Raw genomic sequence first — 15,739 nt, 5'->3', positions numbered from 1 at the left:
CCTAGTGGACGCGAGCAAAACACTTCACAAAGTATGCTTTGTGGTCAAGTCCTCGGCCTATTAGTACCGGTCAGCTCCACACGTTACCGCGCTTCCACCTCCGGCCTATCAACCCGGTCATCTCCCGGGAGCCTTACCCCCTCACAGGGTGGGAGACCTCATCTCAAGGCAAGCTTCCCGCTTAGATGCTTTCAGCGGTTATCCCTCCCGAACGTAGCCAACCAGCCATGCACCTGGCGATACAACTGGCACACCAGAGGTTCGTCCGTCCCGGTCCTCTCGTACTAGGGACAGCCCCTTTCAAGTCTCCTGCGCGCGCAGCGGATAGGGACCGAACTGTCTCGCGACGTTCTAAACCCAGCTCGCGTACCGCTTTAATGGGCGAACAGCCCAACCCTTGGGACCTACTCCAGCCCCAGGATGCGACGAGCCGACATCGAGGTGCCAAACCATCCCGTCGATATGGACTCTTGGGGAAGATCAGCCTGTTATCCCCGGGGTACCTTTTAGCCGTTGAGCGACACCGCTTCCACACGCCGATGCCGGATCACTAGTCCCAGCTTTCGCTCCTGCTCGACCCGTCAGTCTCACAGTCAAGCTCCCTTGTGCACTTACACTCAACACCTGATTGCCAACCAGGCTGAGGGAACCTTTGGGCGCCTCCGTTACCCTTTAGGAGGCAACCGCCCCAGTTAAACTACCCACCAGACACTGTCCCCGATCCGGATCACGGACCAGAGTTAGACATTCAAAACGACCAGAGTGGTATTTCACCAATGACTCCACCCGAACTAGCGTCCGAGCTTCCCAGTCTCCCACCTATCCTACACAAGACGCTCCAAACACCAATGTCAAGCTGTAGTGAAGGTCCCGGGGTCTTTCCGTCCTGCTGCGCGAAACGAGCATCTTTACTCGTAGTGCAATTTCGCCGGGTCTGCGGTTGAGACAGCGGGGAAGTCGTTACGCCATTCGTGCAGGTCGGAACTTACCCGACAAGGAATTTCGCTACCTTAGGATGGTTATAGTTACCACCGCCGTTTACCGGCGCTTAAGTTCTCACCTTCGCCAACTCGAAAGCCGGCTAAGCGGTCCCCTTAACGTTCCGGCACCGGGCAGGCGTCAGTCCGTATACATCGTCTTACGACTTCGCACGGACCTGTGTTTTTAGTAAACAGTCGCTTCCCCCTGGCCACTGCGACCCCCACCAGCTCCCACCGCAAGGATGTTCACCAGCAGAGGTCCCCCTTCTCCCGAAGTTACGGGGGCAATTTGCCGAGTTCCTTAACCACAGTTCACCCGATCGCCTTGGTATTCTCTACCTGACCACCTGAGTCGGTTTAGGGTACGGGCCGCCACAACACTCACTAGAGGCTTTTCTCGGCAGCATAGGATCATCCACTTCGCCACAATCGGCTCGGCATCACATCTCAGGATATGCGCGGGGCGGATTTGCCTACCCCACTCCCTACATGCTTACCCCAGGACAACCATCGCCTGGGCTGGACTACCTTCCTGCGTCACCCCATCGCTTACCTACTACCACCTCAGGCCGAGCGTTCAGCCTAACACCCGCCCCGAAGGGCCGGCTGACTTAAGGACTCTTAGTATCAATGGGTTCGATATGGGCGCATTGAAGCGGGTACGGGAATATCAACCCGTTGTCCATCGACTACGCCTGTCGGCCTCGCCTTAGGTCCCGACTTACCCTGGGCGGATTAACCTGCCCCAGGAACCCTTGGTCATCCGGCGCGAGGGTTTCTCACCCTCGATTCGCTACTCATGCCTGCATTCTCACTCGCACAGCCTCCACCACTCGATCACTCGGCGGCTTCACCGGCAGCACGACGCTCCCCTACCCACCAACAAGACTCACGTCCCATCAGTGCCACGACTTCGGCGGTGTGCTTGAGCCCCGCTACATTGTCGGCGCAGAATCACTTGACCAGTGAGCTATTACGCACTCTTTCAAGGGTGGCTGCTTCTAAGCCAACCTCCTGGTTGTCTCTGCGACTCCACATCCTTTCCCACTTAGCACACGCTTAGGGGCCTTAGTCGGTGATCTGGGCTGTTTCCCTCTCGACTACGAACCTTATCGCCCGCAGTCTCACTGCCACGCTCTCACTTACCGGCATTCGGAGTTTGGCTGACGTCAGTAACCTTGTCGGGCCCATCGGCCATCCAGTGCTCTACCTCCGGCAAGAAACACGCAACGCTGCACCTAAATGCATTTCGGGGAGAACCAGCTATCACGAAGTTTGATTGGCCTTTCACCCCTACACACAGATCATCCCCCAGGTTTTCAACCCTGGTGGGTTCGGTCCTCCACCCAGTCTTACCTGAGCTTCAACCTGCCCATGCGTAGATCACTTCGCTTCGGGTCTACAGCATGCGACTCAAACGCCCTCTTCAGACTCGCTTTCGCTACGGCTCCCCCACACGGGTTAACCTCGCCACACACCATAACTCGCAGGCTCATTCTTCAAAAGGCACGCAGTCACATCACACAACAGCAAGCTGCTGTAAGCTCCTACGGCTTGTAGGCACACGGTTTCAGGTACTCTTTCACGACCCCTCACCGGGGCACTTTTCACCTTTCCCTCACGGTACTCGTGCACTATCGGTCATCAGGGAGTATTTAGGCTTACCAGGTGGTCCTGGCAGATTCACACAGGATTTCTCGGGCCCCGTGCTACTTGGGATCCCCTCCAGCAGTCGACAAGGTTTCGCCTACCCGGCTCTCACGGTCTACGGCAGCCCTTCCCAGAGCTTTCGACTACCCCATCGATTTCTCACTGCCCGGTCGATCGGCAGACCGACCAAGAAGGTCCCACAACCCCGGACATGCAACGCCTGCCGGCTATCACACACGCCCGGTTTGGCCTCCTCCGCTTTCGCTCACCACTACTCACGGAATCACTCTTGTTTTCTCTTCCTACGGGTACTGAGATGTTTCACTTCCCCGCGTTACCACCAACCGCCCTATACATTCAGGCGGAGGCAACACCACATGACTGGTGCTAGGTTTCCCCATTCGGACATCCCCGGATCAACGTCTGGTTGGCGACTCCCCGAGGCTTAACGCAGCCTCCCACGTCCTTCATCGGCTCCTGATGCCAAGGCATCCACCGTGTGCCCTTAAAAACTTGGCCACAAAGATGCTCGCGTCCACTATGCAAATCTCAAACAACAAACAGCAACCAGCTCCAGACACCCCACACGGGGAGCATCCTTCCCTGGTCCTGTACCGAGGTCTCACAAACCCGCAGGCCCACCCCATGCCGGGGCGAGCCTGCCGAAGTCCGTTCCCTCAGGACCCAACAGTGTGTCCAACCAGTCTCGGCCCTCCCCCGCACGCTCCCACTCCCACCCCTCACGAAGAGGATGCGGGCGGTACTAGCACGGTGACAACCGGGACCGGTTGAGTAGCCAGTGCTCCACTAGTGAGCTGTCACCCCACCACACGTACGGTGGTGACGGGTGAGAGTGCTCCTTAGAAAGGAGGTGATCCAGCCGCACCTTCCGGTACGGCTACCTTGTTACGACTTCGTCCCAATCGCCAGCCCCACCTTCGACCGCTCCCCCCACACGAGGTGGTTGGGCCACGGGCTTCGGGTGTTGCCGACTTTCGTGACGTGACGGGCGGTGTGTACAAGGCCCGGGAACGTATTCACCGCAGCGTTGCTGATCTGCGATTACTAGCGACTCCGACTTCATGGGGTCGAGTTGCAGACCCCAATCCGAACTGAGACCGGCTTTTAGGGATTCGCTCCACCTCGCGGTTTAGCAGCCCTCTGTACCGGCCATTGTAGCATGTTTGCAGCCCAAGACATAAGGGGCATGATGACTTGACGTCATCCCCACCTTCCTCCGAGTTGACCCCGGCAGTCTCCCATGAGTCCCCACCACCCCCGAAGGAGCGTGCTGGCAACATGGAACAAGGGTTGCGCTCGTTGCGGGACTTAACCCAACATCTCACGACACGAGCTGACGACAGCCATGCACCACCTGTCACCCAGTCCGAAGAGGCGCACATCTCTGCACGTTTCCGGGTGATGTCAAACCTTGGTAAGGTTCTTCGCGTTGCGTCGAATTAAGCAACATGCTCCGCCGCTTGTGCGGGCCCCCGTCAATTCCTTTGAGTTTTAGCCTTGCGGCCGTACTCCCCAGGCGGGGCGCTTAATGCGTTAGCTCCGGCACGGAACCCGTGGAAGGGTCCCACACCTAGCGCCCAACGTTTACAGCGTGGACTACCAGGGTATCTAATCCTGTTCGCTCCCCACGCTTTCGCTCCTCAGCGTCAGGTAAGGCCCAGCAAGCCGCCTTCGCCACCGGTGTTCCTCCTGATATCTGCGCATTTCACCGCTACACCAGGAATTCCACTTGCCCCTGCCTACCTCTAGCCGGCCCGTATCCACCGCAGACCCGCAGTTAAGCTGCGGGCTTTCACGGCAGACGCGACCAGCCACCTACGAGCTCTTTACGCCCAATAATTCCGGACAACGCTTGCGCCCTACGTATTACCGCGGCTGCTGGCACGTAGTTAGCCGGCGCTTCTTCTGCAGGTACACGTCAACTTCGTCCCTGCTGAAAGAGGTTTACAACCCGAAGGCCGTCATCCCCCACGCGGCGTCGCTGCGTCAGGCTTCCGCCCATTGCGCAATATTCCCCACTGCTGCCTCCCGTAGGAGTCTGGGCCGTGTCTCAGTCCCAGTGTGGCCGGTCGCCCTCTCAGGCCGGCTACCCGTCGTCGCCTTGGTAGGCCACTACCCCACCAACAAGCTGATAGGCCGCGAGCCCATCCCCGACCGAAAAACTTTCCACCCGCATCCGATGCCGGAGCAGGTCGTATCCGGTATTAGACCCAGTTTCCCGGGCTTATCCCAGAGTCAGGGGCAGGTTACTCACGTGTTACTCACCCGTTCGCCGCTCGAGTACCCCGAAGGGCCTTTCCGCTCGACTTGCATGTGTTAAGCACGCCGCCAGCGTTCGTCCTGAGCCAGGATCAAACTCTCCATAAGATGATTTGAATCCCAACCAAAAAGGAATCCGTCATAAATGACGGGGTTGTGCATCATGCACTGGCTTTTAACACACTGTTGAGTTCTCAAGAAACGGACGCGTACATCCCGGCAAGATCCGCAGCGGGCCCCTGCCGAAGAGGCGTTCATCTCGTCTTTGTGTCACCGATCTTTTCAGCCCCCCGAGTTTGTGTCAAATTGACGCAAACCCTGCCGAGCCGCCAAAGTAGGCAACCGCCCCGTCTCCGAGGCAACCCCTCTAACTTACTCCGAACTTCCGCCCTTGTCCAATCGGACGCCGGCCGAGGTCGGAGAGAAGAGGATGCGCCGGCACGAGGCCGACTGGACGGCTTCGCCACTCCCCGGAAGGGGGTGGCTTCTCGTCTCCCCTGCTGGGGAAGGCGACGGGCAGGCCGTGCCCGTTCGGAACACGGAGAACTGTATGGACGGCTCCCGTAGTCGTCAAATCCAACCGTTCACGCCGGTGTCACCCAGGCGACACGGGTACGTACGGTGCGTGAGCAAGCCTCTCGTGCCCCGTGCTCTCACCGTCCTGGTAGGCATCGCCGGGGCGGTGATCGTGCTGTTCGGACTGCGGGAGGTGGCGTCACTCGCCGGGCCGTTCGTGCTGGCGCTGGTGCTGGTCATCGCCGTGTCGCCGGTGCGCGGGTGGCTGTTCAGGCTCAGGGCGCCGCAATGGGTCCAGGTCGCGGTGCCCTTCCTCATCCTGGTGCTGGTCCTCCTGAGCATGGCCGGAGTGCTCTCGGTCACGGCGTTGCAGCTCAGCGGGCTCGCCCCCACGTACGCCGGCCGGTTCGAGAAGCTGATCGCCGACGGGCGGGCCTTCGCGATCGAGCACGGCGTCAGCAGCGAGCAGATCGACCGGGCCGTCGACAGCTTCGACCCGGGACGCGTGATCGAGATCGCGCAGAGCCTCCTCGGTGGGGTGATCGGCGTGTTCTCCGCCCTGTTCCTCATCTTCGTCCTGCTTCTGGCGATGTGCTTGGACGCACCCGCCACATCCCGCGTTCTGCGCTCCGGGGAGGGCAGGAGCGCGGCGCTCGTGGAGGCGCTGGGCCGGTTCGCGCACAAGACCCGCCGCTACCTGATCGTGTCGACCGTGTTCGGGCTGATCAACGCGGTCCTCAACGTGATCGCGCTCTACCTCATCGGAGTGCCGTTGCCGCTTCTCTGGGGAGTGCTCGCCCTGATCGCGAACTACATCCCCAACATCGGCTTCGTCATCGCCCTGCTCCCGCCCGCCACACTCGCCCTGCTGGACGGCGGGCTGAACGAGATGGTGCTGGTCATCGTGGCGTACGTGATCGCCAACGTGGTGACGCAGTCGCTCCTCCTGCCGAAGTTCCTCGGTGACGCGGTGGGGCTGTCGACGACGATGACGTTCCTGTCGCTCATCGTGTGGACCTTCGTGCTCGGGCCGCTGGGGGCGATCCTGGCCATCCCGCTGAGTCTGCTGGCCAAGGCGCTGCTCATCGACAGTGATCCGTCGGCGGCGTGGGCGGGGGCCCTGATCTCCAACCAGCCGATCACGCCACGAGCCGGCTCAGCGTCACCCCGCTCAGGCGCTTGACGTCGTGGGACAGGTGGGCCTGGTCGGTGTAGCCGGCGATCGCGGCCACGTCGGCGAGCGGGACGCCTGACCGGGCCAGGCGCAGGGCGCGCTGGAAGCGGACGATGCGCTGCAGCGTCTTGGGCGCGTACCCGAAGCTGGCCACGCTCCTGCGGTGGAGCTGGCGCTCGCTCAGCCCCAGCTCCCACGCGACCTCGCGGACGCCGCGGCCCCGGGCGAGCGAGGCGGCGACGGCGGGGGCGGCCGGGTCGGACGGCGGGGTGCGGCGCAGCCGGTCGGCGACCGCGGCGAGCATCACCCGCATCAGATCGGGAGAGTCGCCGCACAGACCGCCACCACCCGGGCAGCCGCACGGGGAGCCGCACAGGCCGCCATACGAGGATTCGCACAGGCTGTCGGCCGCCGCGAACGGGGCCGTGGCGCCGGGTGGCACGGCGGGCGGGACCGGGACGCGGCCTGCGGCGTGGGCCGTGAGCAGGGCGGGGAAGACGTCGAGCGCGGGCAGCGGCACGCGCTGGTCGCGCAGCTCGGGCACCGGGACGCCGAACACCTCGCCCACCGCGCCGGGCCTGAAGCGGATGCCGGTGAAGGTGTCGCCGAGCTTCATCCGCGTGGGCACGGGCCCGGTATCGGGGCCCGCCACGAAGGGGCCGGACGGGCCCCAGATGAGGTCGACGCACCCGTCCGGCACCACGAGCTGCGGGCGGTCGTCCTCACTCACCTGCCGCCACAGGCAGGCGATCCGCCCGGACAGCGCGGGAGGCGGCGACCACTCGACGTACATGCTTCCACGCTACGCCTGCCCCCTGACAGAAACCCAGCCGCAGAACCAGGCGCAGGAGCGGCCGGCGTCAGACGGGTAGGCGGTCGTACGCGCGGAGGGTCTTGAGGCGTTCGACCGTGACGAAGCCGCCCCATTCGTGCTCCACCACCGGCGTCCACATGGGCCAGTTCGGGTTCCAGCCGCCCTCCTCCGACTGGGCCGCCGCCAGGGCGTCCAGGTGCCGGGCGAGCACGTCCTCCGTGAACAGGGGCAGCCGCAGCGGGCGCGGGGCGAAGTCCAGCGGGAAGTGGGCTTCGCCGGAGGCGCCGGGGTCGAGGGTGACCGTGGCCAGGATCGCGTCCTTGAGCCGGTCGAACTCCGCCCCGGCCCGCTCCCGGTCGTCCACGAGGTCGAGGAAGGTGACGATGGCGCGGGCCTCGTACGGGGTCGTCTTGTCGACGGCGGCGATGCGCGTCCAGCAGAAGTCGGTGGCCGGTCCGCGCCACGGGTGGTCGACGCCGTGCGCGTGCAGCAGGCCGGCGAGCGAGGCGGTGGGGATCAGGTGAGGGTGAGCCGGGGAGCCGTCAGCGGGCTCCCACCAGGGCGCCCTCGGCGCCTCCCGCACGGTGGGGAGGCAGAAGGGGACGCCGCCTTCAGGGGTGGTGATGGAGACCAGGTAGTCGCAGGCGGAGCGGACCATGGGGTCGGCGAACGCGTCCAGCTCGTCCAGGATCCAGAAGGCGACCTCGACGGGTTCAGGCTGGCTGGCTGCGCCGCGCAGGTCGGGTTCGAGCGCGTGGCCGAAGCCGCCGTCGGGGTTCTGGTAGCAGCGCAGGACGTCCAGGACGCGATCGCGTGAGCCGCCCGCGAACAGGGCTTCGAAGCGGAGCCGGTCGAGGAGCCTGGCGTGGTTGAGCAGGTAGTGGTGTGCCCGTCGGAGTACGTCCATGAGACCGACGCTACCGAGACCACCCCGCCGGGCACTTGTAGGAATCGGACGCGTCGCGCGGATTTAACCGGTTGCCGCGGTTCACGGCCGCTCCATATGGTCGGCCGCATGCAGTGTTCTTGCTTCTTCACGATCCGCATCCGCAGCGGCCGGCCTCTGGCCCGCTAGCGGACGCGACCCGTTCAAGCGCGTTCCGCGGCGCGCCCGGGGCCTTCGAGCTTCCCATCGACTCGAGGACCCGGAAGGGCAGCTGTGGCGCAGGATTACGCGCACGGAAATCATTCACACACGCAGAAGAAGGCCAGGAGCTCGGGCGACCGCACGCCCAGAGACAGGGCGAGACGCGTGCTCTCCCAGAACTTCCTGGCCGACAGGCACGCCCTGGAGCTGGTGGTCAAGGCCGCCGACCCGGAGGGCCTGGTGCTGGAGCCCGGCGCCGGCGAGGGGGTGCTGACGTTCGCGCTGGCCGAGGCCGGGGCGCGGGTGATCGGCTACGAGATCGACCCGAGACTCGCCGGGCTGCTCAGGTCGCGCACCCGCGACGACCCGCGCGTCGAGGTGGTGCGCGGCGACTTCGCCTCGGCCCGCCCGCCGGGCGAGCCGTTCGCGGTGGTCGGCAACATCCCGTACTCGGTCACGTCGCGGATCGTGAGCTGGTGCCTGCGGGCCCGGTCGCTGACCTCGGCGACGCTGGTCACCCAGCTGGAGTACGCCCGCAAGCGGACCGGCGACTACGGCCGGTGGAGCCTGGTCACGGTGGAGTCGTGGCCGTGGTTCCACTGGCGGATGGGCCACCGGATCGGCCGGGAGTGCTTCCGGCCGGTCCCGTCGGTCGACTCGGCGATCCTGCGGATCGAGCGCAGGCCGCGGCCGCTGGTCGGCTCGGGACGGGACTGGCAGCGGCTGGTGGAGCTGGGCTTCAGCGGGGTGGGCGGGTCGCTGCGCGCCTCGCTCAGGACCCGCTACGGCGGGGTCGACGCCGCCCTGGCCGCCGCCGGGGTGGCGCGGGACGCCGTCGTGGGTCACGTACACCCCGACCAGTGGCTCACGGTGTACGACCGGCTAGACCTGTGAGGTGAGGCGGGCCGGGTCCGTCGGAACAGCGGGCCCGGCCGGATCGTGCTCCGGCGGCCTGCGCCGGCCCCACGGCATGGCGGCGAGCAGGACCGGCAGGAGCACGATCGAGGCCCGCGACCAGTCCTGGTGCAGCAGCCACCACTCCATGTCCTTGTACTGGGTCATGTAGAGGTAGCCGTAGCCGGCCCACAGCGACACCCCGATGATCGCCGGCCAGGCGAACCGGGTGGGCCTGGCGACCAGGAACGGCATGAACCACAGCAGGTACTGGGCGCCCAGCCGGGGCGTGACCACCATGAAGATCAGCAGGATGGCCAGCGTCATGTCGATCGGGTCGGCCCGCCACCAGATGACGATCGCGGCGGCGACGCAGGCGTAGATCAGGTAGGTGCCGGTGGTCGCCAGGTCGGCGCGGAGCGCCCAGTCGCCTCCGGTGAAGTGGGGGGTCCAGCCCCACTCGCCGACGATCGGGCGGATGGCCCGGATGGTGTCGATGACCTCGGGGATCTGGCTGATCGAGGTGCCGGCGAAGACCGGCAGCGTCACCAGGAAGAAGATCGGCGCCGCGCCCGTGCACAGCAGCGCCACGATCCGGGAGCGCAGCTGCGGCAGGAGCAGCAGCATGCCCGGGACCAGCCAGATCGGCCAGCTCTTGGCGCACAGCGCCAGCCCCATGAGCAGGCCGGCGTACGCGCCGCGCTTGAGAGCCGCCCGGTCGCCCTCGGCCGGTCTCAGCGCCTGTCCCAGCGTGCGCAGCGCCCACCCGGGGAGGCCGGCCCAGCCGTGGCCGGCCAGCGCCCCGCGCGTCACGGCGACCACGTCCGCCCTGGGGACCGGGGCGCCGGAACCGCGGGCGACGACGAACGCGGCGACCCCGAACACCAGCGCCACCGGCTCGACCTGGCCATGGAGGCAGGCCACCATCAGCGCGATCGGGTTGAGCGCGTACTGGAAGGCGCGCAGCGACGCCTTCGGCCCGCCGGCGAGCTTGGCGACCAGCGGGATGAGCACGATGTCGGCGACCACGGTGACGATCCGGCCGGTGTACTCCCACGGGATGCCCAGCCACAGCAGGATGCCGTACATGTACGGGATCGTCGGCAGGAAGTGCCAGCCGCCCTTGCTGGCCAGGACCGGGTCCTCGCCGTTGAGCACGGCCTCGCCCGCCGGTTTGAAGCTGTTGACGAAGTCGACCGGCTGGTGGGCGTCGCCCGCGGCGGTGAACATCAGCACGACGCGGACCACGACGCCGACGAGCAGGGCGGCCCAGAGCGGCGGTCGCCAGTCGCGCCATTGGGCGATCAGCGCGAGCGCGAGGCCGGCGGCGAGGATGACGGCTGTCGGGAGTGCAGTTTCCATGGCGGGACCTAGATTGCCCTACGCCCTTGCGTGCTGCCACACGGGTTCTGTTTCTAATCTCCGACATGCGGGGTCGTAAGGCGTCAGAACATGACCGTCTGTGCTGAACTTTTCGCATGGGGGGATCGGAAGTCAACCAGGCGCTGGTGAGGCTCTATTTCGAGGCGCGCGAAGGGCTGCGCGACCCGGTCGCGGCCTGGGCGGAACTCACAGCGAACTCTGAGGTTTACCGGCAGGCGCGGGGCGGCCGGCGGGTTCCCCTGGACGACGGGACGGCGGCCGAGCTGGCCGCCGCGGCAATCGTGCACACCGCGTCCGAGCACGGCTCCGACCAGGTGGCGGCGCTGTCGACCGCGCCGCTGGCCGGGCTGGTGGGCGGGCTGGGCGGCGCGGTGCTGACCGAGCAGTCGAGCGCGCCCGCGCAGTTGCTCGGGCCGCGGTTCCGCGGGCCGAGGCCGCAGGACTGGGCGGATGCCGCGTACGTGCTGCTCTGGGGGGAGAACAACAGGAACGTGCGCGCGCCCGGCTCGCCGTGGGTGATCGCCGGCCGCTACAAGGGACAGAAGGTGGTGGCCATCGGCACGCACCCGACACGGCTGTCGGACGAGACGCTGGTGGTGCGGCCCGGCACGGACGGCGCGCTGGCCATGGCGGTCGGTCACGTGCTGCTCAAGGAGTTCTTCCTGGACCGGCCCGCGTTCGCCGAGCACGCGATGGCCGGCACCGACCTGCCGGCGCTGGTGCGGCTGCGCGAGCTGGAGGACGGGCTGGTGCCCGGCGGGATGCTCGGCCGCGCCGCCGGTCAGCTCAGCCTGTACGGAGGCGACGGGGTCACGGCGGCGGAGGTGCTGCTGCCGCGGTTCGACGTGGGGCCGGGCGTCCTGCGCCGCGGCGTGCCGGCGGTGCGCGACGGCGAGGATCTGGTGACGACCGTGTTCGACCTGCTGCTCGCCGTGTACGGGCTGCCCCGGCCCGGCCTGCCGGGCAACTGGCCGGAGGGCTACGACGACCGGGCCGCCCCGTACACGCCGGGGTGGCAGGAGGCGCACACCGGGGTGGCGGCGTCGCGGGCGCTGAAGCTGGCCAGGGAGCTGGGCGTCACGGCGGAGAAGACGGGCGGGCGGTGCGTGGTGGTGCCGGGCTGGCTGGACACGCCGCACGCCGACACCGCCTACCGGGCGATGCTGGCGCTGCTCGTGCTCACCGGCTGCCGTCACGGGTGGGCGCAGCCGTCGGGCGGCGCGGGCGTGCCGCTCGTGCCGTACCTGGTGCTGCACGCCTGCGGCGAGGACCGGTCGGACCTGGGGGCGCTGAGCTGGGCGCTGGCCGACGGGCTGTTCGACCGGCGGACGTCGCGAGCGGTACTGCTGGACGCGGTGCGCGGCGGGCTGCCCATGGCGCCGCCGCCGCGGGTGCTGGCGCTGCCGCGGTGGATCTATCCGCTGCCGCCGCAGGTGGATCTGCTGATCGGGCCGGACGACCGGTGCGACCTGGCCGTGCCGGACTCCCGGCTGGTCGCCGACATGGTGGCGAAGCTGTCGGACGTCCAGGTTGAGCCGGGCGGCGAGGAGCAGGAGCCGGGCGAGCACGCGATGCGGACGGTGGTGGACCACGCCTGGATGTACGAGTACGGGGAGGCGCTGCCGGTGTACCGGCCGCCGGGGGTGGGGGTGCCGCTCAAGCCCACCCAGCTGGTGCGGGTGGGCTGAGCCCGGGGCGGGAGCGCCGCCCCGGGCTCGGGTCTTGTCAGAAGCCCGCGGTGATGCGGGTGAACTCCCACTCGGCCTGGGAGATGCCGCTGCAGTGGGAGACCACGCCGCCGCCCGGGCATGGGCGGTCCCGGTTGACGCCCCAGTACGCGAACCGGTTCAGGCCCTTGGACCTGGCCCAGTCGCGGATCTGCGTCCACGTCTGCGGGGTGGTCAGCTCCTGCTGGTCGGACAGGCCGTTCATGCCGGAGATGCCCATGCGGGCGTACGCCTGGGCGTCGGTGTAGCCGTAGGCGTTCTTGAGCGCGTTCTTCAGTCCCTCGGCGGCGTTGACGGTGTCCTGGTAGATGTTCGAGCTGCCGAAGTCGAACGGCATGATGGTGAAGTTGTCGATCGGCACGTTCAGGGCCCTGGCCTGGTTGATCAGGCGGACGCCGTGCGCGTTCGGGCCGGTCCTCGAGGTGCCGAAGGTGACGACGACCTTGACGTTCGGGTTGTTCTGCTTGACGATCTTGAGGCCGTTCAGGATGCGGTCCTGCACGGTGTAGTTCTCGAACTCGTCGGTGTTCTCGATGTCGAAGTCGACCACGGCCGGGCCGACCGCGTCGATGACCTGCTGCACGGCGCCGGCGAAGGCCTGCGGGGTGGAGCAGTTCGGGCCGAGCTTGTTGCCCTGCCAGCCGCCGAAGGAGATCTGGACGCTGCCGCCCTTGGACTTGATCCTGTTGATCGCCTGCTGGTCGGCGCCGCCGGTGAGCGGGCGCTGACCGTCCCAGGCCGGGGTGCAGCCGCCGCTGGACAGGATGAACGCCATGGTGAACGACCTGACGCCGGTCGCGTCCATGACGGCGCCGGGGTCGGGCGGGCTGCCCCAGCCCATCCAGAGGTACGGGGCGCCGGGCATCCGGCCCGGGTCGGGGTCGGGGCCGCCGCCCTGGGAGGTGCGGGCGGTGACGGAGGCGCTGTGGCCGGACAGGTTGCCGGCGGCGTCGCGGGCCCTGACGGTGTAGGTGTAGCCGGTGTCCGCCGCGCGTCCGGTGTCGGTGTACGAGGTGCCGCTGACGGTCGTCACCAGGGCGCCGCCCCGGTAGACCTGGTAGCCGGTGACGCCGACGTTGTCGGTGGCGGCGTTCCAGGCGAGCGAGACGCTGCTGGAGGTGACGCCGGTCGAGCGCAGGTCGCCCGGCACGGACGGCGCCTGGGTGTCGCCGCTGCCGCCGCTGACCTGCTTCCACAGGGCGGGCACGACGTCGGGCTCCCAGCCCGGCTGGGAGGTGTGGCTCTGGAGGCACTCGTAGTCGACGCCGTTGTGGGTGACGCGGGTGCCGGCGGTGTAGGGGGTCCACGCCGTCCAGGCCGCGTAGGCGGCGGCCGTCGCGCCGTGCGCGGCGGGGACCGCGACCGTGGCCAGGCCGGAGAGGGTCATGGCGAGGGAGGCGAGTAACGCAAGGAACATACGCCGAAATTTCATGACATTCCCTGGAGGTGCGGTTTGACGGTCTTCGAGAAGTTCCAGTTGTGGGTGGCGTCCCAGTTGATGGACCAGGTCATCGCGCCCCTGATCCCGGGGTAGGCGCGCGGCGGGACGAAGGACCCGCAGCGGGTGCGGGTGGCCAGGCAGTCCAGCGCCTGGTTGACGACGGCGGGCGCGACCACGCCGCCGCCCGCGGCGCCCGGCCCGGCAGGCAGGCCCAGCGCCACCTGGTCGGGCCGCAGCCCGTTCTCCAGCTGGATGCAGGCGAGCGCGGTCAGGAAGTCGACCGAGCCCTGGGAGTACGCCCACCGCTGGTCGCAGCCGAGCATGGACCCGGAGTTGTAGTACTGCATGTGGACGACCGTGAGGATGTCCTTGATCGACAGGGCGAGCTTGAAGTACTCCATCCCGGTCGACTGCATGTCGATGCTCTGCGGCGCCATCGTGATGATCAGACCGGGGCCGGCCTTGGCGCGCAGCGCCCTCAGGGCCTGGGCCATGTGGGTGGCGTCGAGCCCGTTCTCCAGGTCGATGTCCACGCCGTCGAACCCGTACGAGGTCATGATCCCGTACATGGAGTCGGCGAAGCGGGTCGCGGCGGCGGCGTCGGCCACCCGCACCCGCCCGGCCTCGCCGCCGACCGAGAGGATGACCTTCTTGCCGCGCTGGCGCAGCGCGCGGACGTCCGCCCTGAACTGGGCGTCGGTGTAGCCGCCGAGCGCGGTGGCCAGGCCGGGGTCGAGGCCGAAGACGACCTCGCCGGGTGTCGCGCTGGCCTCGCCGAAGGCGATCGCGATCAGGTCGTACTCGTCGGGCACGGCCGACAGGCGTAGTTCCTCGGCCTGGTTGACGAAGTTGTGCCAGTAGCCGGTGAGGAAGTGCGCGGGCAGCCCCTCCCCCGGCTCGCCGGGATCGCCGGGATCGCAGCCGGCGGTGGTGGCGGTGGCGGGGTCGCTGGGCGCGGACTCGCCCGCGCCGTTGTGGGCGCGGACGGTGTAGGTGCGGGTCTCGCAGGCGCCGAGTCCGCTGATCGTCGCGGTGGTGCCGCTGACCGCGGCCTTGACAGTGGTGCCCTCGTAGACGCGGTAGCCGTCGGCGGCTCCCGGGGCGGTCCAGGTCAGGGTGATGGCTCCGGCGCCGCCGGTCGCGGTGAGCCCGCCGGGCCTGCCGGGCACTCCGGGGCCGGCGCCGCCGTCGCAGGGGGCGCCGTTGAGCGTGCAGCCGGTGATGCCGGGCAGGCCGCCGGGGCTGCCGGTGAAGCCGAAGCTCGCGCTCGCTCCGGGGGCGAGGGCGGGCGCCCAGGACGGGTTGGTGAAGGTGTAGTGCTGTCCGTTCCTGGTCTGCACGGCGTCCCAGGCGGACGCGATGGAGAAGCCGGACGGGAGGTCGAACTGGACGTTCCAGCCGTTCATCGGGCTGGAGGTGCCGTTGGTGACGGTGATTTTGCCTTCGAAGCCGGTGCCCCAGTCGGACACCTTGGTGAAGGCGGCGGTCGCCGAGGCGGCTTGGGCGGGGGGTGCGGTGAGTCCGAGTGCGAGGGTCGCGAGCACGACCAGGATCACGCGTGCTTTCACATTGTCGTCCTTGTCGGTGGCGTGCCGTGCGCCTTGCGCCGGGGGGTGAGAGCGCAAGCCGCACGGCACGGCCCGCGGAGGCAGACGCGAGCCGTCAAGAGGTCCGATCTGTTAGGAAAGTTTCCTAAGAGTTGACGTGATCGTAGCCTTGACACCCCGGGCTTACAAGGCCCAACGCGTCACCGCCTCCGATGCCCCGCCACGCCGGGCGGCGGGGCCCGGACG

8 protein-coding genes and 2 rRNA genes are annotated in these 15,739 nt (G+C 67.4%); 3 read left to right on the top strand and 7 right to left on the bottom strand.

The genetic code is table 11. The annotated features are described in order from the left end of the window. Positions 1–40: 40 nt before the first annotated feature. Together ACQEUU_RS11625 and ACQEUU_RS11620 are read right to left on the bottom strand one after the other, a co-directional pair. A 23S ribosomal RNA gene (locus ACQEUU_RS11625) occupies positions 41–3,149 on the bottom strand. 345 nt (positions 3,150–3,494) lie between these two features. Then, a 16S ribosomal RNA gene (locus ACQEUU_RS11620) occupies positions 3,495–5,018 on the bottom strand. The 16S and 23S rRNA genes sit together here, the layout of an rRNA operon. Before the next feature lie 517 nt (positions 5,019–5,535). On the opposite strand from ACQEUU_RS11620, the gene ACQEUU_RS11615 reads away from it, so the two are divergent. Beyond that, the gene (locus ACQEUU_RS11615; protein ID WP_433064098.1) at positions 5,536–6,609 is read left to right on the top strand and encodes an AI-2E family transporter; all 1,074 of its coding nucleotides are present in this window, start codon (positions 5,536–5,538) and stop codon (positions 6,607–6,609) included. Here ACQEUU_RS11615 and ACQEUU_RS11610 read toward each other — a convergent pair. Next, on the bottom strand, positions 6,566–7,393 hold the full coding sequence (locus ACQEUU_RS11610; protein ID WP_433064096.1) for a DUF6597 domain-containing transcriptional factor: 828 nt from the start codon (positions 7,391–7,393) through the stop codon (positions 6,566–6,568). The genes ACQEUU_RS11615 and ACQEUU_RS11610 overlap by 44 nt on opposite strands. 67 nt (positions 7,394–7,460) lie before the next feature. Then, entirely contained in the window at positions 7,461–8,321 is an 861-nt protein-coding gene (locus ACQEUU_RS11605) for a hypothetical protein (protein WP_433064093.1), read from the bottom strand. Positions 8,322–8,573: 252 nt separating this feature from the next. Between ACQEUU_RS11605 and erm the strand changes: the two genes are divergently transcribed. Next, a complete protein-coding gene (gene erm / locus ACQEUU_RS11600) occupies positions 8,574–9,395 on the top strand; it encodes an ErmE/ErmH/ErmO/ErmR family 23S rRNA (adenine(2058)-N(6))-methyltransferase (RefSeq protein WP_433064090.1) in 822 nt (273 codons plus the stop codon). Here erm and ACQEUU_RS11595 read toward each other — a convergent pair. Continuing rightward, the gene (locus ACQEUU_RS11595) at positions 9,384–10,757 is read right to left on the bottom strand and encodes a hypothetical protein (RefSeq protein WP_433064087.1); all 1,374 of its coding nucleotides are present in this window, start codon (positions 10,755–10,757) and stop codon (positions 9,384–9,386) included. The genes erm and ACQEUU_RS11595 overlap by 12 nt on opposite strands. Positions 10,758–10,873: 116 nt before the next feature. On the opposite strand from ACQEUU_RS11595, the gene ACQEUU_RS11590 reads away from it, so the two are divergent. Then, on the top strand, positions 10,874–12,466 hold the full coding sequence (locus ACQEUU_RS11590; protein WP_433064085.1) for a molybdopterin-dependent oxidoreductase: 1,593 nt from the start codon (positions 10,874–10,876) through the stop codon (positions 12,464–12,466). Between the two features lie 37 nt (positions 12,467–12,503). Here ACQEUU_RS11590 and ACQEUU_RS11585 read toward each other — a convergent pair whose 3' ends face one another. Together ACQEUU_RS11585 and ACQEUU_RS11580 are read right to left on the bottom strand one after the other, a co-directional pair. Beyond that, positions 12,504–13,922 (bottom strand): carbohydrate-binding protein, encoded by a 1,419-nt coding sequence (locus ACQEUU_RS11585; protein WP_433064082.1) that lies wholly within the window; start codon positions 13,920–13,922, stop codon positions 12,504–12,506. An 11-nt stretch (positions 13,923–13,933) separates the two neighbouring features. Then, positions 13,934–15,514: a chitinase gene (locus ACQEUU_RS11580; RefSeq protein WP_433064079.1), complete on the bottom strand. Its 1,581-nt coding sequence runs from the start codon at positions 15,512–15,514 to the stop codon at positions 13,934–13,936. Between the last annotated feature and the right edge of the window lie 225 nt (positions 15,515–15,739).

Origin of the sequence: Nonomuraea sp. CA-218870 (assembly GCF_050936535.1) — a bacterium.
Taxonomy (GTDB): domain Bacteria; phylum Actinomycetota; class Actinomycetes; order Streptosporangiales; family Streptosporangiaceae; genus Nonomuraea; species Nonomuraea corallina.
This window is presented reverse-complemented; position numbering and strand designations above follow the sequence as displayed.